The 18,299-nt window shown below is 46.1% G+C and carries 17 protein-coding genes; 9 read left to right on the top strand and 8 right to left on the bottom strand.

Features of this window, described 5'->3' with window-relative positions; all coding sequences use genetic code 11:
* Positions 1 to 576 precede the first annotated feature (576 nt).
* Positions 577 to 2,301, top strand: coding sequence for a DNA polymerase/3'-5' exonuclease PolX (gene polX / locus VNN20_05575; protein HWP91647.1), 1,725 nt, complete (start codon positions 577 to 579; stop codon positions 2,299 to 2,301).
* A gap of 399 nt (positions 2,302 to 2,700) precedes the next feature.
* Here polX and VNN20_05570 read toward each other — a convergent pair whose 3' ends face one another.
* The 4 genes from VNN20_05570 to VNN20_05555 all read right to left on the bottom strand — a co-directional run bounded on the left by VNN20_05570 (position 2,701) and on the right by VNN20_05555 (position 5,198).
* Positions 2,701 to 3,180: a hypothetical protein gene (locus tag VNN20_05570; protein HWP91646.1), complete on the bottom strand. Its 480-nt coding sequence runs from the start codon at positions 3,178 to 3,180 to the stop codon at positions 2,701 to 2,703.
* On the bottom strand, positions 3,177 to 3,797 hold the full coding sequence (locus VNN20_05565) for a 50S ribosomal protein L11 methyltransferase (protein HWP91645.1): 621 nt from the start codon (positions 3,795 to 3,797) through the stop codon (positions 3,177 to 3,179). Before VNN20_05565 ends, VNN20_05570 begins: the two co-directional genes overlap by 4 nt.
* A gap of 186 nt (positions 3,798 to 3,983) precedes the next feature.
* Entirely contained in the window at positions 3,984 to 4,175 is a 192-nt protein-coding gene (locus VNN20_05560; GenBank protein ID HWP91644.1) for a DUF1059 domain-containing protein, read from the bottom strand.
* A 219-nt stretch (positions 4,176 to 4,394) separates the two neighbouring features.
* The gene (locus VNN20_05555; GenBank protein ID HWP91643.1) at positions 4,395 to 5,198 is read right to left on the bottom strand and encodes a nitroreductase family protein; all 804 of its coding nucleotides are present in this window, start codon (positions 5,196 to 5,198) and stop codon (positions 4,395 to 4,397) included.
* A 230-nt stretch (positions 5,199 to 5,428) separates the two neighbouring features.
* Between VNN20_05555 and purK the strand changes: the two genes are divergently transcribed.
* Genes purK through ligA form a run of 3 tightly spaced genes read left to right on the top strand, consistent with a single transcriptional unit; the run spans position 5,429 to position 9,193 of the window.
* A complete protein-coding gene (gene purK, locus VNN20_05550; protein ID HWP91642.1) occupies positions 5,429 to 6,574 on the top strand; it encodes a 5-(carboxyamino)imidazole ribonucleotide synthase in 1,146 nt (381 codons plus the stop codon).
* A gap of 22 nt (positions 6,575 to 6,596) precedes the next feature.
* Positions 6,597 to 7,100, top strand: a complete 504-nt coding sequence (gene purE / locus VNN20_05545) for a 5-(carboxyamino)imidazole ribonucleotide mutase (GenBank protein HWP91641.1) — start codon at positions 6,597 to 6,599, stop codon at positions 7,098 to 7,100.
* 59 nt (positions 7,101 to 7,159) lie between these two features.
* Positions 7,160 to 9,193 (top strand): NAD-dependent DNA ligase LigA, encoded by a 2,034-nt coding sequence (ligA, locus tag VNN20_05540; protein ID HWP91640.1) that lies wholly within the window; start codon positions 7,160 to 7,162, stop codon positions 9,191 to 9,193.
* Between the two features lie 76 nt (positions 9,194 to 9,269).
* Here ligA and rlmB read toward each other — a convergent pair whose 3' ends face one another.
* From rlmB to VNN20_05520, 4 genes are all read right to left on the bottom strand, one after another.
* Positions 9,270 to 10,025: a 23S rRNA (guanosine(2251)-2'-O)-methyltransferase RlmB gene (gene rlmB / locus VNN20_05535; GenBank protein ID HWP91639.1), complete on the bottom strand. Its 756-nt coding sequence runs from the start codon at positions 10,023 to 10,025 to the stop codon at positions 9,270 to 9,272.
* 660 nt (positions 10,026 to 10,685) lie between these two features.
* Positions 10,686 to 12,080, bottom strand: a complete 1,395-nt coding sequence (locus tag VNN20_05530; GenBank protein HWP91638.1) for a M23 family metallopeptidase — start codon at positions 12,078 to 12,080, stop codon at positions 10,686 to 10,688.
* Positions 12,081 to 12,095: 15 nt separating this feature from the next.
* Positions 12,096 to 12,380 (bottom strand): hypothetical protein, encoded by a 285-nt coding sequence (locus VNN20_05525; GenBank protein HWP91637.1) that lies wholly within the window; start codon positions 12,378 to 12,380, stop codon positions 12,096 to 12,098.
* 63 nt (positions 12,381 to 12,443) lie between these two features.
* Positions 12,444 to 12,911 carry a cyclic nucleotide-binding domain-containing protein gene (locus VNN20_05520; GenBank protein HWP91636.1) on the bottom strand — a complete coding sequence of 156 codons (468 nt, stop codon included), beginning with the start codon at positions 12,909 to 12,911 and terminating at the stop codon, positions 12,444 to 12,446.
* 384 nt (positions 12,912 to 13,295) lie between these two features.
* Here VNN20_05520 and VNN20_05515 point away from each other — a divergent pair, with 384 nt between their 5' ends.
* Genes VNN20_05515 through VNN20_05495 form a run of 5 tightly spaced genes read left to right on the top strand, consistent with a single transcriptional unit; the run spans position 13,296 to position 18,295 of the window.
* On the top strand, positions 13,296 to 14,267 hold the full coding sequence (locus VNN20_05515; protein HWP91635.1) for a WYL domain-containing protein: 972 nt from the start codon (positions 13,296 to 13,298) through the stop codon (positions 14,265 to 14,267).
* Between the two features lie 4 nt (positions 14,268 to 14,271).
* Entirely contained in the window at positions 14,272 to 15,921 is a 1,650-nt protein-coding gene (locus tag VNN20_05510) for a hypothetical protein (GenBank protein HWP91634.1), read from the top strand.
* Positions 15,918 to 16,400 (top strand): hypothetical protein, encoded by a 483-nt coding sequence (locus tag VNN20_05505; GenBank protein ID HWP91633.1) that lies wholly within the window; start codon positions 15,918 to 15,920, stop codon positions 16,398 to 16,400. The genes VNN20_05510 and VNN20_05505 overlap by 4 nt, the downstream gene beginning before the upstream one ends.
* 27 nt (positions 16,401 to 16,427) lie before the next feature.
* Positions 16,428 to 17,411, top strand: a complete 984-nt coding sequence (locus VNN20_05500; protein HWP91632.1) for a hypothetical protein — start codon at positions 16,428 to 16,430, stop codon at positions 17,409 to 17,411.
* 20 nt (positions 17,412 to 17,431) lie between these two features.
* Positions 17,432 to 18,295: a hypothetical protein gene (locus tag VNN20_05495; protein HWP91631.1), complete on the top strand. Its 864-nt coding sequence runs from the start codon at positions 17,432 to 17,434 to the stop codon at positions 18,293 to 18,295.
* Positions 18,296 to 18,299 lie beyond the last annotated feature (4 nt).

The following is an 18,299-nucleotide window of genomic DNA, read 5'->3' as shown; positions in this document are numbered from 1 at the left end:
ACCAGGCGCTTTTGAAATAACTCCGGCAGGTTCATTCCGATTAATTTTGAGCACTAAAGGGAGAAAATCAAATTAATCGGCCAGTTTTATCTTGATTTTCATACTTGTTCAAGATAAGAAATTGCTTCGCTGGGATCTATGGGTAGTGATCAAGAGGAGGAAGTCAGGGAACCGTAACGCTCAATGACATGGAAGGTAGGCATGGATAAATTCCACGACCAAAGCAATCTGACTCACATGACACCTTGTGTTCACGCTTTATAAGGACTAGTACGAATACAAGATTCGTCCCTACACAATTATGGGATCGAAAAATTGTTGTCGTAGAGACGCATAACAATGCGTCTCTACATTAGTTACGTCGTCCGGAGAATAGAAAGGCTACTTGAACGAATATAGTTAGGAAAGTGCTTGCATAGCAAACATAAAAAGTACAACCCGATTAAAAAAATGTTCTTATCTGTCTAAAAGCCTTCTTTTACAGGAACGGATTTATTGCTTTCTAATTATTTTGGACAGCAGCAAGTCTCTATTTTACTTTAAAACCTCTCACCCCTAGAATATAATTGAAACACCATGAAAAAGAATAGAGAGATTGCCGAGATATTCGAGAGAATAGCGGACATACTCGACCTACTCGAAGAAAACCCGTTCAGGATTAGGGCCTACAGAAATGCGGCGCGGAGCATATCCGACCTTAGCAGTGACATCGAGGATATGGCCAGGAGGGACGAGCTTTCCAAGATCCCCGGGGTGGGAAGCGACCTCGCCGGAAAGATCAAAGAATACATAGAGCATGGAAAGATACGCGATTATGAGGAACTGAAAAAGAAAGTACCCGATGGGCTGGTAGAACTTTTAGGCATTCAGGGGCTCGGCCCGAAGACCCTCTCTAAGTTAAACAAGGAACTCGGTATTAAAAACCTGGACGACCTCAGGGCAGCCTTGGATGGAGAGGAGATTTTGAAGCTTCGGGGCATGGGCGAGAAGAAGGTTCAGGATATAAAACGGGGAATCGAGATCTTCCAGCAAAGCACGGAAAGAATACTCCTGGGAATAGCGCTCCCACTGGCAGAAGAAATAATTGAGGAGATCAGCAAGATTCCGGGGACTGAAGGAACCATTGCCGCCGGTTCGTTGAGACGGATGAGAGAAACTATAGGAGACATCGACATACTGACCATGGCCGACGACGGAGAGAAGGTGGTGAAGGCATTTACTCAACTCACCCTGGTCAAAAACGTGCTGGCGGCGGGCGATACCAAGGGGAGTATAATCACCAAGGATGGGATCCAAGTTGACCTTCGCGTCGTCGCACCCGAATCCTACGGAGCCGCGCTTCAATACTTCACCGGGTCAAAAGCACACAACGTGAAATTGAGGACCATAGCCCTCCGTAAGGGTTTTAAGATAAACGAGTATGGCTTATTCCGGGGCGAAGAAAGAGTAGCCGGTGAAACTGAAGAGGAGATTTATAAGATACTGGGCATGCCCTGGATTCCACCGGAAATTAGAGAGGATAACGGAGAGATAGAAGCAGCTTTGAATAAAACCCTGCCAGACCTGGTGGAGCTGGATGATATAAAAGGAGACCTCCAGATGCATTCCAAGTGGAGCGACGGCAAAACCGGCGTCGAGGAGATGGCTCTTCGGGCAAAAGAGCTTGGATATCAATACATCGCCATAACCGACCACTCCCCTTCCTCCCGGATTGCCAGGGGGCTTTCTATAGAAAGACTATACGAGGAGAAAAAAGAAGTTGAGCAAATAAACAAAAAACTTAAAGGAATCAGGATACTCATGGGAGCGGAGGTGGACATAAAGAGCGACGGCTCTCTCGACTATCCCGACGAGGTTCTAAAGGATTTAGATATGGTGCTGGTATCGGTGCACAGCGGTTTTAAGATGGATAGAAATTCCATGACCAAGCGGATAACAACGGCACTAAAGAATCCCCTCGTACATATACTCGGCCACCCAACCGGAAGGTTGATCGGAGAGAGAGACCCCTATGAAGTGGATATAGATGAGGTCATTAAAACGGCTAAGGCTTACGGTAAGGCAATCGAGGTGAATGCCTCCTACTTCCGGCTTGATTTAAACGATATCAACGCCAGAAAGGCGGCCGACTCCGGGGTTAAAATAGTTATTTCGACCGACGCCCACCACCCGGACCAGCTCTACGCCATGAGATTTGGCGTGGGTACTGCCAGGAGGGGTTGGGTGGAAAAGAAAGACGTTATAAATTCTCTTGGTTTAAATCAACTAATGGGTTGGTTGAGTAAGGTCAGAAACAAGTGAAGCTCCCTGCGGCACGCGCAGGGTATCCGAAAATTTCCCTCCCTTGATGGGAGGGGGTTCAGCCCATGAGATATGATTTATCTCACGGGCTAAAGGGGAGGGTGAATAATGCGATTTTATCACCCCCACCTTAATCCTCCCCCATCAAGGGGGAGGATTGTGTTATGTTAGGACGGGGACCTTTTATTATTACTCCTGAAACTCGTTTCCGAACCTTTCAATTAGGAATCCAGAATAGTATGAACATGGATTCCCGCGTCCGCGGGAATGACAGGTAGCGAGCTACAGAACTAAGCTGGTTCCGTCAAGGAATGAAATACCTGTTCATAAAATGGTTTTCTTTTTTGATTGGGAATTATCGCTACGATTTAACCATCATCGAGTCATTGTTATCATGCATCACTTCACTTCCACCCATCCTCCCCGGCGGTAATGGAAGGTTTGGCGGTCATGAGAGTTAAGAACCCGATCTTCGTCAGTCAAGACGCTCAACAGTTTTTCTATTATCTTTTTGGAGCCTTCTTTCAGGCTTTTTTGATTCTTCGACTTGATCTTGAATTCGAACGACCTAGTGCCACCCTCAAAAACAAAAATTAAGGAGGGTGTTTCTTTAGAGTTAGCACTGATGAAGGCGTTGAAGAAATCGTTGCTGCTCACCGAATCGCTGAGGTCTTCGCCAAGCGCAGTAAACAATATCTCCGGGATCACACCCTTGGTCAGCTTTATGTAGATTAACGTCTCCGGAGAATCGGGTTTAAATATTATCTCAAGATCCTCATTCTGTGTGGTAATGAAGTTCTTGTTAAAAATCCTTTCCATTATGTCGATCTGCTCTGCCGGATAATTGGCTTTGTCGGTAATAAAAGTTATCTCTATCATGCGACACCCCCAAAATCTTTATCCATCCTGCTGCTTAATTCAAACCAGATAGCCACCCAGCCATCTTCCGTGAATTCTCTGATAAGACCAAATCCGGCTTCTTTAAAGCCAGATATAGCCTTCTCTCTCTTTAGCTCCGATATGCCGGAGACAACCAGAACACCATTTTCCTTCATTACCTTTTTAATCCCCTCGGCCAACCTCAAAAGCTCGTCGGTAACTATATTTGCCATGACCAGGTCATATCTTTCTTTAGCCCCCTCCAACGATGCCCGTAGAACTCTAACCTTTGTACTTACCCCATTTCTCTCCACGTTCTTTATGGCCTCTTCAACCGCTATCGGGTCGATGTCCATAGCCAGGACGCTGTCCGCACCTAATGCTGCGGCAGAGATTGCCAGTATACCGCTGCCACATCCCAAGTCCAAAACCTTTTCCATCTTCCCCGCCTTTAGTACTTCTTCGATCGCCCTCAGGCAAAGACGCGTCGTATTGTGGTTGGAGCCGAACGAGGTCCCCGGGGCTATTTCTATAAACCTTTCCTCTCCTTCGGGGAACCGCAGAAGAATTCTGGATGGAGAAGTGCGATATTCGATGTATGGTTCGGGATAAGCCATGGCAATGCTAAGAACCATAATATATAAATTAACGATGATCCAGGGGTTGGTTTAAAACATCTTATATCCCGGCGACTATCGTCTCTTGAGGTAAAGCTCGGAAAACCGATCAATGTCCGCTAATGGTTTGGGCAAGGCTCGAATACAAACAACTCAAGCTAATAGAACGTGCTTATGAACAATTGGTCAAGACGCCGGCTCGTCTTTGATCAAAGACCGGATATTATCTTTCATCTCCGGTGTTACTTTCTCTACCTTATGATCCCACATTATGTGCTGTATAGCCTTCATCAAGACTTCGCCTTCGTTGTAGCCGGTGAATTTCCTCTTACAGTCCTCGTTCCCCAGCTCCTTACAGGTTAATAACTTTCTGGCCATAGAACTTTACGCAATTAATCGCCACGACTGAACTCGCTGCCCTGAGCTCCTGTCTGCCGAGAGATTGCGCTTCCTCCTTGCTCGAATGATTTTGGTAATACTATACACGAACCCGGAAAGGTTACAATTACAGGACCGGGGGAAAAGTAGATTTATTTTAAGCTTGGTTGCTTTGACCGGGGCAGCCTAACTAACGTAGACTGCCCTTGATGCGCTAGCTTAATCGGTTCTCTCCGGGAGACCGGCCATCCTAGAGAGCATGTTAATCTCTTGCAGGCGTTCGGGCGTCAGCGAAGCCTCGGGTTGAAGCATCTTCAATTCCTTCAGCATCTCTACCGCCTTAGGGTCGCTCTTGAAAGGAACGCCATATTTGTCTTTGAAGTAGATTTGCTCGAATGGTTTACGCTTTCTCTGTCCGCCGGTTAATGGGTCTTCTGCCGGATAACCAATTGCCATACCCCAGACAAAACGACAATGGTCGGGAAGGCCGAAGATCTCCGCTATCTTTGGTCCAACTCCGGCAAATGAACAAACCCCCAAGCCCAGTGCAACTGCGGTCAATTGAGCCTGAGCCATGGCCATACCAGATTCGCAAGACAACATAAAATCTACTACCTCGGTTGGGAAACTGGTGAGACGGGGTTTGGCTGAGTTTTGGATGAACTCTACGCTCCAGCCGTGGGACGGATTAACCGCGCCCCACTTGTACAGGTCAGTGAGATGGTCGGCAATCTCTTTATACCAGGCATCTCTCTCGATAAACCAAATGAGGATAACCGGAGCCATCTCTATGAAGGCCACGTTAAAGGTAGAAACTACCGGTTTGAGCTTCTCCTTTAACTCTTTATCGGTGAACACTATAGCCTGTACCGCATTTACATTTCCCATGTGTGAAGCAATGCGAGCCGCTTGAAGGATTGCTTCCAGCTTCTCCGGCTCTACCGGCTTCCAAGGTTTGAAATACCTTATGGAACGTCTGCTTCCCACAACCTCAAAAAAGTCTCTCCGTGCTATATCGAGCATAATTCATACCCTCCTTTTATTATATAACTTCTAATTGTGGACTTAATCTTTGAAGCTGATGTTAAACTTGAGCATATTGAGATATAATATGATTTCAAACTATAATATTCTGATAATTTTGTCAATATCGATTTTAACGGTTTCAAAAATGACGGTAATGATTCTTACTCCTGATGGGTCGGAACATCTATGATACAGACTGACCCAAATAATAACCGCAAGTCATGTCTTTGAAGAAAACTGAATCCGTAACCATAGGCATACTTGGAGGAGGCCAGCTAGCCCGGATGACCGCAAATGCCGCCTACAAGCTCGGCCTTAAAATAGCGATTCTAGACCCGGAGCCGGACAGCCCGGCACAGCAGATTACCAACCTTAGGGTAGTAGGCTCTTTAAACGATGTGCGCTCCCTGGAAAACCTAGCCCAGATATCCGATTTAATAACCCTGGAGAACGAGTTTGTCGATGCGCCGTTATTAGAACATCTGGAGTCCAAGGGGATGACGGTGTATCCAACGGCAAAAACAGTTGGCCTTGTACAGGATAAGCTACTTCAAAAGCAATTGCTTCGGGCAAATGGAATAGGGGTTCCCCCCTTCGCTGCTGTTTCTCGTAGCGAAGATATACTGGAAGCCGCGGAGAATTTTGGCTGGCCACTTGTATTGAAAGCCCGGCGAAACGGCTACGACGGTCGAGGAAACGCACTGGTTGAGGGGTCTAATGATGTTCTACCGGCCTGGAGAAAACTTAGGGGTGAGGAACAGGGCCTGATGGTCGAGGGATATGTTGAATTCAGGAAAGAGCTTGCGGTGATGGTGGTAAGAAGCACTAGGGGAGAGGTGGTCACCTACCCGGTAGTAGAGACGGTACAAAAGGACCACATATGCCACACGGTAAAGGCACCGGCTGAGGTGAACTCCGCAGTCAAAGAAGAGGCATCCCAAATAGCCAGAGGGTGTATAGAAACCTTTGACGGCGTGGGGATATTCGGTATAGAAATGTTCCTACTCCGCGATAACCGCGTACTGGTTAATGAGCTTGCCCCCCGTCCCCATAACTCCGGGCATTATACGATCGAAGCCTGCATAACATCGCAGTTCGAGAACCACCTCCGAGCAATCCTGGGCTATCCCCTGGGCTCAAGCTCCATGGTTCTTCCGGCAGCGGTGATGGTCAACCTGCTTGGCAATAGAAGCGACGTTGCAACCGTCCGCGGGGTGGAAAAAGCACTGAGCATCCCTGGGGTGAACCTGCACCTCTACGGCAAGAAACTCACCCGTCCCAGCCGCAAGATGGGGCATATCACCGTTTTGGGCAAGACCATGGAGGAAGCCCTAGAGAAAGCGGTAGAAGCGGCAGGTTCTATTTCATTCTAATGCAATAAGCCGGAGGTAAACAATGACCAAACCCTTAATCGGAATAATCATGGGAAGCGATTCCGACCTGCCCACTATGAAAGCCGCTGCCGAGGTATGCGCGGAATTTGGAGTGCCTTACGAAATTAGCATCGTCTCTGCTCACCGCACCCCTTTAGACATGACCAATTATGGACAGGAGGCACATAAACGGGGATTGCGGGTGATCATTGCCGGAGCGGGAGGGGCGGCGCACCTCCCCGGAATGATTGCGGCCAACACCCCGCTTCCGGTAATCGGCGTGCCCGTCCGCACCGAGTCTCTAAGCGGGTTGGATTCCCTCTTGTCCATCGTACAAATGCCTCCCGGCGTGCCGGTGGCCACGGTAGCAATAGGCGGGGCTAAAAACGCAGCCATACTGGCTGTAGAAATCCTGGCCGCAACCGACCCATCTCTCTTGGAGAAGGTTATAAGTTATAAGGAAAAAATGGCCACGGAATCACGTGAAAAAAATAAAGGTTTAATGGAAAAGCTTCGTGAGAAGTGAAGCCCACAAAAAACCTGGTTTTCTGGCTTGAATCAACCTAAAAAAGAGAACAGAGCCAAATGACCACCACTCAAAAGAAGACTTCCCCGGAAAAGGCAAAGAAAAGAATCGAAGAGCTCAAGCGGGAGATCGAGCGCCACGATTATCTCTACTACATAGAAAGCAGGCCGGAAATCTCCGATGCCGAGTACGATGCGCTCATGCAAGAGCTGAAGAGACTCGAATCCGAGCACCCGGAGCTGGTCACTTCGGATTCTCCCACTCAACGTGTAGGCGGCCTTATAGCGGAAGGCTTCAGACCGGTGGAGCACCGGACCCCCATGATGAGTATAGATAACATCCTGACCGAGGAGGAGGCATTAGAATTCGACAAAAGGGTAAAGAGATTTCTCGGAATCGCAGAGGATATCGAGTACACGGCGGAGCCCAAGTTTGACGGGGTCTCCGCTTCCATTACCTACGAGAACGGGGTACTGACCCAAGGTGCAACCCGCGGCGACGGCCGGGTTGGGGAGGACGTTACCGCGAATATCAAGACGGTGAAAGCCATACCGCTCAAGTTTCGGGCTTCTGACGGAATCCCAAAGAGAATCGAGGTAAGGGGAGAGGTGATAATGCCGAAAGAGGCGTTCCGAAAGCTGAATAAAGAGCTGGGCGAGGCGGGCGAGCCTATATTCGCCAACCCCAGAAACGCAACCTCCGGCTCGCTCCGGCAACTGGACTCCGGGATTACCGCCAGGCGGCAGCTCGACTTTTATGCCTGGGGGGTTGGAGAGGTCGTTGGATACGAATTTAAAACCGAATGGGAGGTCATGCAGAAATTGAAAGCATGGGGATTCAAGATAGAGAAAAGGATGATGCATTGCCAGGGCATCAACCAAGCTATTTCCTACCATCACGAGATGGAATCGGTACGGGATGAGCTCCCTTATGAAGCCGACGGCGTGGTGATAAAAGTGGACAGGAGAGATTACCAGAGGGAGCTGGGAACAACGGCCAAGTATCCCCGCTGGAGCGTGGCGTACAAATTCAAGCCCCGCCAGGCTACTACCAAAATACGGGATATAGTGGTCCAGGTGGGAAGGATGGGGCTTCTCACGCCGGTGGCGAATCTCGACCCGGTCAAAATAGGGGGGGTCACCGTCAGCCGGGCCACCCTGCACACCGAGGACATAATAAAGGAAAAAGACCTAAGAATAGGAGACATCGTCCTGGTGGAGAGAGCGGGAGACGTCATTCCCGAGGTCGTCCAGCCCATAGTGGAGAAAAGAACCGGGGAGGAAAAACCCTTTGTCATGCCGGATAAATGCCCGGTATGCTCGACTCAAGTGGAAAGAGAGGGGTCTTACTACTACTGTCCAAATCTTTCCTGCCCGGCCCAGTTGAAGGGAAGAATAAAGCACCTGGCATCGAGAAGGGCATTCGATATCCGGGGACTCGGAGAAAAGATAGTAGACCAACTGATGAAGGAAGGGCTACTCAAAGACCTCTCCGATGTTTTTTACCTCAAGAAGAGCGACCTGGTTAACCTGGAGAGGTTCGCCGACAAATCGGCGTCTAACCTGGAAGAGGAAATAGAGAAGAGTAAAAAGATTCCGTTTGACCGTTTCATAAATGCCCTGAGCATCCGCCACGTTGGCGAGAGGATGGCTCAAATACTAGCCGAGAATTTCACCGATATCGACGATTTGGCCGGGGCTACAGAAGAAAGGTTAATGGATATACCCACCGTAGGACCAGAGGTGGCAAAGAGCATCACCCGGTTTTTCAGAGAAAGAAAGAATAGAGAGACCATGAAAAAAATTCTTTCTTCAGGCGTTAATATCGAATATAAGGCTTCGGTTAAAAAGAGCGACAAACTGAAGGGGCAAACCTTTGTCTTCACCGGCGCCCTCAAGTCATTTACCCGGGACGAGGCAAAGAGACTGGTGGAGGAGCATGGCGGTGTTGTTTCCTCTTCGGTAACCAAAAAGACTACCTACGTCGTGGCCGGAGACGACCCCGGCACGAAGCTGGACAAGGCCCGGTCGCTGGGGATAAAAATTTTGGATGAGGATGAATTTAAAAGGCTTATTTATCAGGCCACAACTTGATGCAAATGTTTAAGTGTTCACGAGTTGACGAGTTAACACGCAAACACGCTATCTCGGTAACAGAATTTACTTGTGCTCATTCCTGGCTAATATTTTGAATTGACCTCCTCTGCCTCATCACCTCATAGATGATTATCCCGGCGGCGACCGAGGCGTTTAGGGAGGATACCTCTCCCACACCAGGGATGGATACAAGGAAATCGCACTCCTCCCTCACCAGCCTTCCCAACCCCTTGCCCTCGCTTCCGATTACCAGGGCCAAATCCAGCTTTCCCAAATTCTCCTCAAAAACCGCTTTAGGAGCCGATTGGTCTGCGCCCACTATCCAGAGCCCATTTTTCTTGAGTTCTTTCATCACCGAGACGATGTTTATCACCCGGGCAACCGGAATAAAACTGGTAGCCCCGGCGGAGGCTTTTATCACGGCAGGGGTTACCGAAGCCGACCGGTCCTTGGGAATTACAACGCCGTGTGCCCCCAGGACATTGACCGTTCTTATCATCGCCCCGAGATTCTGGGGGTCTTCTATGTGGTCCAGTATCAAGAGAAGAGGCTTTTCCCCTTTCCCTTTTGCTCTACCGAGGATTTGGTCAAGAGGCGCGTACTCAAAGTCTCGAATCCTGGCTAGGACCCCTTGATGACCCGGTGTGTCCGAGATTTTGGACAAGGCTTTTTGGGGTAGGAACGAGATTTTTACCTTGTTCTCCCGGGCCAGTTTTATGATTTCTGAATACCTTTCCCCTTTTCCCTCTTGAGAGATTAAAACCTCTTCTACCTTGGACGGCATCCCCAAGAGAGCCTCGATCACCGGATTCTTTCCGTAGATAATCATTTTGTTATTGCAGGAAGAAGGTTATTAGATCCATAATCACAATGGCCCACAACCCACAGTATTTCCATATTTAAGCGATCTTATATGCCATTGGTAGTCACGCATTGCCTGCAAAATAAATTTCATGGGTGCGTATATCATTTTTTTTATTGTAGTAAGGAACGCATATATGCGTTCCTTACATTTAATGAGGCACCCCACGGCAGCCGAAGGTATTCTATAATTCCCCTCCATTGATTGGAGGGGATTCATGGTAGGGTGAAAACATGATTCTACCACCCTAACTTCTTATTTCCATTTGATCCAGATAGTTTCCTAAAAACCTCTGTTTCTTCAACATAACTAGATGAGAGTAAAACCATTCAATAATCCCAGCGTTCGTCCTTAGCCTAGTCGAAGGGCGAACACCTTTTGCTTTAAATCATCCTTCGACCCTGCTCAGGATGAGCGGAATTGCATCCGCTGGAAAAAACAATTAACAAACCGGTCATTCCAACGGAGTTCCTTAGACTCCGCTTACGACAAGTTTGATATCTGACTGGATCGGGGATACCTCAGATCCACCGAACATCAAAGATCATTCCCCATCAAGGGAAGAATTGTTGAAGGAAATTATTGAATCAACAGTTATAGTGTGCATCTAGCTTATTTTTTTACGCATTAATTCTTAGCCTTTTCCGGTTCGTTGCCAGCTGAGGTGCTGGTTTGTTTTGCCCCTGCACCAAACTCAACCTTCACCTCGTTTATCTTGTTCATGATGTTATCGTTTATCCACTTCTCATCCCACCACTCCACCGGACGGACGGGAACACCGTAGATATAGACGCCGTAATGCAGATGGTCGCCCGCGGCCAAGCCGGTTTCGCCGGTCCGGCCGATTATCTGCTTTTTTTGGATCATGTCTCCGACGTTAACCTCGATGGTACTAAGGTGTCCATAAAGGGAATTTAGCCCGTAGCCGTGGTCGATTATGACTGCGTTTCCGTAAATCCCCAGGTCGCCGGCAAACACCACTACCCCATCATTAGCCGCCTCCACCGGATACCTCCTGGTCACGGCCAGGTCGTAGCCCAGATGATACTGATGGTCTATTTCCTCGCCCTGATAAATGTACGTTCGGGCATCGGCAAAGTTAGCCTCCACCTTAGAGTTGGTCAGTTGATGGAATGCTCCGTTCCAAAGTATTTGGCCTTGAGACTTCTCCCCTATTCTCTTGATCTGGGCGTCGTTCTTCTTTCTCAAGTCGCTATTGACCTTGAGGAAAACCTCCTTTAAGGCGGTACCCGGCGAGTATTCCTCGCCCAGTATCGGAACCATCTTCCGGTCGATGAAGTCATCTCCTATATCCAGCGTGCTTTTTCTGTAAGGAACGTATTTCACCCTGTAAAAAAAACTGGTTTCTCTGGAATTACCCGCCGCATCCTCCGCCATGACCATTATATTTTCATCAGCGCCCAGGTTATAGGGATAGGCAAAAAAGGCCATATAGACTTCCGGGTCCTGAAAGTAGCCCTTCTTCCCGGGGAAAAAATAATTCCCGACCTTGACCCCGCTCTTAGCCGTATCCTCGGACGACTTATAAATGACCAAACCGGAGCCGCCGTGGTTTATGTAATGTTCCCGGCTTAACACCTCTATCCGGGGAGGGGTGACATCTATGGTCACCTTCTTGACTGCCGTGGTCTTATTTCCCACAAAAAGCTTGAGGCGGGACCGGTCCTCGGCCATAACCCTAATTTCGGCCGGGCCTCCCTTTATGCCCAGTTTTTTGGGGTCGAGCTTTATCTGGACTTTTTCCTCGTTGACCGTTGAATCGTACTCTTTGTCAAAAAGAGGGGATTCGCCGTGCTGGTCGGCAAGGACGATGGAAACCTTCTTGAGCCCCTTACCCCGGTCCCTTATCTCCACGTCGAAGGGGCGAAGCCCCACGTACTCGGTGTCGAGCTTTATGTCGACGGTAGGAGAATGCCATTCAAATTGAGGGATGATGTAAAAGATCGTCCCGAGGACCAGCGCAATGATGATTATGTAAAAAAACTTCTTTATTCCTCTCATTAAAGAATCTCCTTATCAGAGGTAATTTTTTATATCCTCTTCATATTCGGGGAAGTAGTAAGCTATTTTTTCCAGATTGAATCTTCTCAGGATGGATTCTTTGGGTTCCCTCCTGAGTAGAAATGAGAAGGATTTTTCCACCAGTTCGGCCGGTGTCACCTTCCCGCCGGTTAGCCTTTCATAATAGGTCCTGTCCACCTCTACGGTGTGAACTGTTTTGCTGTCCCCTTCCACTACTTCGACGTTAAAAATGAATGCTTCACTGCTTTCCGATTTGCCCTCCACGCTGACCTTAGCCACCGGGTCGCCCCCTTTTCGTCATGAGTTATGATGAACACCGCTCAATACAGTACCCTCTCCTGCTCAGCCATGCACCGCATACATGTTCGGATTTTGCAACCTTACCGCTTGAAGCCTCTGCTGGATGACGTAAGCAAACCGCTTCATCAGCTCGTAGCCCAGGTCATGGTCTTCTTCGCATTTTTTCCGGAGGAATTTTCCATCGAGCATAATAGCCTGAGTGGGTACAATAGCTTTGGCGTCGAAACGCCAGCGATAAGGTGGAAAGAGCCAAGACCAGCCCAGCACGTCGTCTTCGTCCAGAATCTGGATGGTTAATGGTTCCCTGTCCGGTGCCAGGACCGATTCCAGGGCCACCCTACCCTCCCGGATTATGTAAAAACGGTCGGCTTCCTGGCCTTCCCGAAATATAAAATCCTTGGTGTCGAACTTTACGTTAGAGGCGCATCCGACGATTAGGTCGAGGTGCTTTTGGCCGAGGCCGTCAAACAAAAAGTGCTTCGACAATATTGTTTTAATCCTTTTTTGCATTTACTTCCTCCTTATTCTCTGAGATGGTCGCAGCGGTATAACTTTAACTAACAACGCCAGGTAACAACCTCACCTCTCATTTAACAGGATTATTATCCCATTTAACGTATGAGCTATCAAGGAGAATTTGTAAAGTTGGCGGGTTTGCGGGCTTACCTGTTTGCGGGTTTGACCCTAGTCCCCTCTTTAGACCTGCCCTGAGCCTCGCCGAATGAGGGGATTTAGGGGTGTGTGTTTGCGGAGCTGCCTGTTGGCGGGCTGTCTACGTAAACAAGCTAACACGCCAACAAGAAGAACCAACTGTGACGAATGTAGTCAACCCTGCCGTTGACCGGGGCCAAATTAGCGGTTGCAAACCCCTCTTGCAAATACTAAAATCTGGTTATGCAAGGGTTGAGGCCCCTAAGGTTAATTCAAATCTGTCACGAAATTAAATCGAATCCTAAACGCCAGCCCAAGGAGCTTTATAAAGCCCTGGGTATATCTAAACAACAGTTTTACAAAGATAAAACACTCCTTGAGAAACTGGGGTTCAAGTTTACCTACTCCCCCAAGAAGAAATCCTTGATTATAGAGCAAGACTCCCTCATCAACATCTACGATCTGACCCTGAACGAAATTTTCGCCTTGGTGATGTCCGTAAGACAGCTTTCTTCAATTGGAGACTACAACCTTACCCAGGATGCGCTGAGCGGGATAAGAAGGATTATCAATCAAGCCCCTCTTCAAGCAAGAGGAATTCTACAGGGCGCCCTCGACGACATAGTTTTCAAAGAAGGCTTTGGCTGTGATCCCAAAATAATAGAAACCCTGACCGAGGCGATAAAGGAAAATGTAAGACGGGTAATCATCACCTACGATAACTACAAAAGAGGCGAAATCGTAAAATACGAATTCGACCCGTACACCATATTTCCAAGAAAAAACGGTCTCTATGTCGAGGGTTACTCCTTCACGCATAAAGAGATTCGGATGTTCAGGATAAACCGAATCAAGGATATCCGTTTCACCCAATTTACCGTGCCAAGAAGAAGCGACTATTCATTCAAGGAAAGGCATAAGGATAGTTTTGGGGTTTTTACCGGAAACGAGACAACTACCGTAAGAATCAAGTTCTCCAAAAACGTAGCAAAATACATCGAAGAGCCTCCCTGGGTATCGCGAGGGGAGATTACCAAGCTTACCAACGGCAACATCCTATATGAAATCAACACCTCCTATCCCCAGGAAGCTCTGTGGTGGGTACTCCAATGGGGAGCCGAAGCCGAGATTCTAGAGCCAGAGTGGCTGAGGGGGGAGATGGTAAAGACAGTTCGGAAAATGTTCGAAGTATATTCTAAAATGGAGGATGGTTAACAGAATGAACGAATTAGGTGAGCTAGAGAAATTAAAAATTCTAGCTAGCTTCAATGTACACTGTGAGAAAGAAGGGAAAAAAGCAGATTCTACTTGGATCCAAACCTGTGAGTGGGCAATAGCTCAAGAAAAGTTAGATGAAATTAAAATTATTTTATCTTCCTTCGGAAAATCGGCATTACCTATAATTAGAACACTATGCTTTCTGCGTTTCTCATCCTCACCTCAACATGGGCCTCCAAAATTGGAAATCAATCAACAAAAGGTTATAAATGAGAAAGGACAGATACTAGGTCGAGTTTATCATCTCTACAAGCGACCCTTGCCCAATGAGCTTCAAATGAGAATTGCCTATGAAAATATGATGCAAGAATATCTCTCATATCTCCAAAGATCGTGTGAAATAGTAGTTCTGAGAGAAAGCGATCAAACAGTATGGCTTTTTGTTCCAGATGACCAAGTTCCTGATTGGAAAAGTTATTGGAAAAGTTTTGTTAAGTGGCGTTTTGATATGGAGTATCTAGTAAAAACTTTTGTTCTTCTCGTAAATTCGGTGAGACTGGCTAACAGAGGTTTAAGTTCGGTTCCGGAGATACCTATTATTACCAATGCCCAGCGTTGGTTGATAGCTGGTTTCTATTACGCAACCTTGCGTCAGACACCAAATCTTTACAAAGAACAGTTGAATGAATTAGAAAAGGACATCAAGAACAAAAAAGATTTAAAAGTGTTACTTTTGATTAATTCCAGTTATTACAATCGCAACGCTAGTACACAAGTTATAGAAAAAATGGGAAAAGGTAAAAAATTAGTAGAGCGTATAAAGCAGTTAATTCAAATGAAAGAGAGCGAATTTCATAAATTAGATACTTTACTAAAGGATCAGCCCCATTTTTCTTTTAGTAGAACTGCTGGGGATAGGGCTAATAATTTTTGTTACTCTTGTGGTTGTGGACTTAATGAAACAGAACCTAAATTAACAGCCAATAAATTTATCTTTAGCTCACCAAGCCAACGAAGCCAATCTAATAGTAGTGAAGGTCAGCCAAATATTTGCTATGACTGTGCCGTTATCGGCTTTGCCTCTCCTGTTAAACTGGTTGACGAGGGATTTATTGCTACCTTCCAAAAAGAAAACGAATCTGACAGGTATCGTGTGGAAAACTATATACGCCAATATACTTTAGCAGAGTTAAACCTGATAGCTGGTCAACGAATTGTCTTACCTTGTCCCTATAATGAGCATATTCCCCAAAAGGGTTCTTTGAACAAAATTATGGGTACAGTGCAGTATGCTCTTTATAAATTGGCAACCTTATTTCCTATTGAGGTTTTTGAAACTTTCGATGTCCTTGTAAGTTTTGGAGGAACAGGTGGTGATTGTGAGGTAAAGCTTCCTAAAAGACATCTTGTAACTCTAAAGCTACTCCTTCAGAGGTTTGGCAACCCAAGTGCAATAACATTTGAGAAAGGCAGAAAAAAGCTAAACGATGCGGTTGCCGATGCAATACGTTATATTCAAGCAGATCAAGTTACCTTTGCTGAGTACGTTTTGGCTAAGGAGTATTCTGAGAAAGCTGGAAAACAAGAATATCTTGCTGATGACTTACATCAAAAGTTTACCGAATTGCTAAGGGAGGAGGTGAAACCATGATTTTAAAACCTAAGGAGAAAGCTGAGCGTTATGAACTTGCAAATGCAATTGCTGGCATGTGCTACGCTTTCATAAGCTTTGCTGAAAATGAGCTTAAGGAAAAAGGTTCTGACCAAAAAGCTCTTAAACTAGAAATAACTAAACTCATTGGAGATGTAGACGAAGCTTCACACTTTGGCTATTCTGTCGCTCCAATTATAGAAAGGAACTCAGCAAGGCTTTATTGGAACCAAGGCAGGAGTTTCATGTATGAACAGACAAAGAATTTATTTCAGAGACTTGGGCTGACTGATAGGGAGAAGAGTGAGGATAACAGTCGCTATCTTGAAATAGAATATGATGATCTTGAAAGAGCACGAGTATACTTGCTTAAGGAAAAAGAACTTAATGACCGTGATTGGCGACAATTTGTATATGAAGTCCGTCTAATGCTTTCAGCTAGATTCCCCAAATATTTACCTAAACCTACCGAGGAGTAAAAACAATTTATCAGAGGAGGAATTAAAATGGCAAGAAAGAAAAAGAAAGAAGAAATACAGACACAGGAAGACAGGGCAACCCAAGTAACAAAGGTCAGAGGAGAATATTCAGGACTGGCTAATAACGCTGATCCTCACTGGCACTTTGATATTTATGCGCTTTTGATTGGGCCTCAGGAGCTTTACTTCGGACATGAAGTTCAAGTGAACGTCAATATAGTTGAGACAGTTAAAATAGCCACAGATAGTGGAGAAATTGAGAAATGTTATATCTCTCCAACCAAACGACGTGGTGTCGAGAGACGGACTCTACTCTGGGCTCCTGCTAAAGATACAAGTAAAGGTCCCTTACTAACTGACTCATTGGAATGTGGTATCCCACTAACCTGTATGGAAGATAATTGCCCAATATGCAGAATCTTTGGCGGATTGGAAACAGGTGAGAAAACTTTTATTGGACGGTATATACATGCTGGCGGAGTAGCCATTCAGCTTCAACTCCCCGAAGAAAAGCAAAGGGCAATGCATCCCTCACAAATGAATAATAATCCAAGAGAGAACTCGCCACAGCCATTTAAGCGCGAGTATAATGAGCCAGGATTACTTTACTCAATATCTAATCATGCCTTTTCGGTTACAGAGAAAGAGTTTAGTGCCGCTGCTTATGCTTTCATCAACTCTCTTATACGCTTAGGTGCAGGAAATCCTAAAGGGTTATGGTTCTATGAAGAGTCGGATTTTCTTGATAATACAAGGCAGCCTTGGTTAGTTGTTGACAAATACTGGGTTCCCAAAGGCAGAAGACCAGTGGTTCCTCCTTACATAGATAACATTAAAGAAGCAGAGGAAATTTTCAAAACAAATGCTCAGATTGTAAACGGTGGACAAGTTCAAAACGGAGTTGCAACCGCTCAATATTTCACCAGGTATTTAGGACAAAAAGCTCTGGAGCAACTTCAAGAATGGGCTGATATATTTGCAAAAGAGTATTTAGACCAGGCTTCTACTTAAGTAAGAATGAGGAATAAAGAATGTACGCAATGAGATTACACATTAAACCAACTAGCACTCTAACCTTTAGAGTTCTACCAGGCTCTATGTTGCACATTTCTACATACCCTTTTGTTCCTCCCTCAACGCTTTCAGGTTTTCTAAAAAGGCTTGCTCTTTTAACAACACAAAAAGATAATCCGAACGAACGTGGTGTATATCCTGAAACCGACGTTGAACGAGGTAGAGGAAGAACTAAGAGAAATCCACCCTACTATACCTTGCCAACATCGTTTATCTCCGTAGGGGCTTATCCACGATTAATGCAATACCCAGATAAACCCAGTCGTAACTTTCGTATCCATCAATCCTATCGACATGGTCCAAGAGAATTCAGTCATAGTGATTTCTCAAAGATGCGGAAGGAGGGAAAAGTTCACAACCTTCAATTACATACATGGGAGTATCTTTTTACCGATTACTTGGTAGGGTACGTTCTTGCTGAAGATGAAGATTCTTTATCGTGCTTTAAAGAACTGGTAGGCTACGGCACAAAACTTGGCAAAGAAGGTTATGCGTATCTCGAAGCTGTAGATGATCCTTTTCCTTTAGATATAAATAAAATCGAAGCTCCATCATCCTCGCTTGTTCCTTTAGAAAGTGCCAACGTAGTTCTAAATGCTACAACCTATCAAATTTATTACCACCGCTGGCAACAAGGGCAAGCCTCTCCAGCGATTTTTGAAAATTCACCTTCACCAGTTGATGGCTTTAATAGTATCTTGGCTGTTTTTGTATCCGACCTAAATCAGACTATTAAAACAGAGTACTACCTTAATGGAAATGAGCTTTACATTTCAAAAGGATTAGTAGACAAATTAAAAGATGGATTTAGGGGAGTATAAATAC

Source organism: Thermodesulfobacteriota bacterium (assembly GCA_035559815.1).
GTDB lineage: Bacteria > Desulfobacterota_D > UBA1144 > Nemesobacterales > CSP1-2 > DATMAT01.
This window is presented reverse-complemented; position numbering and strand designations above follow the sequence as displayed.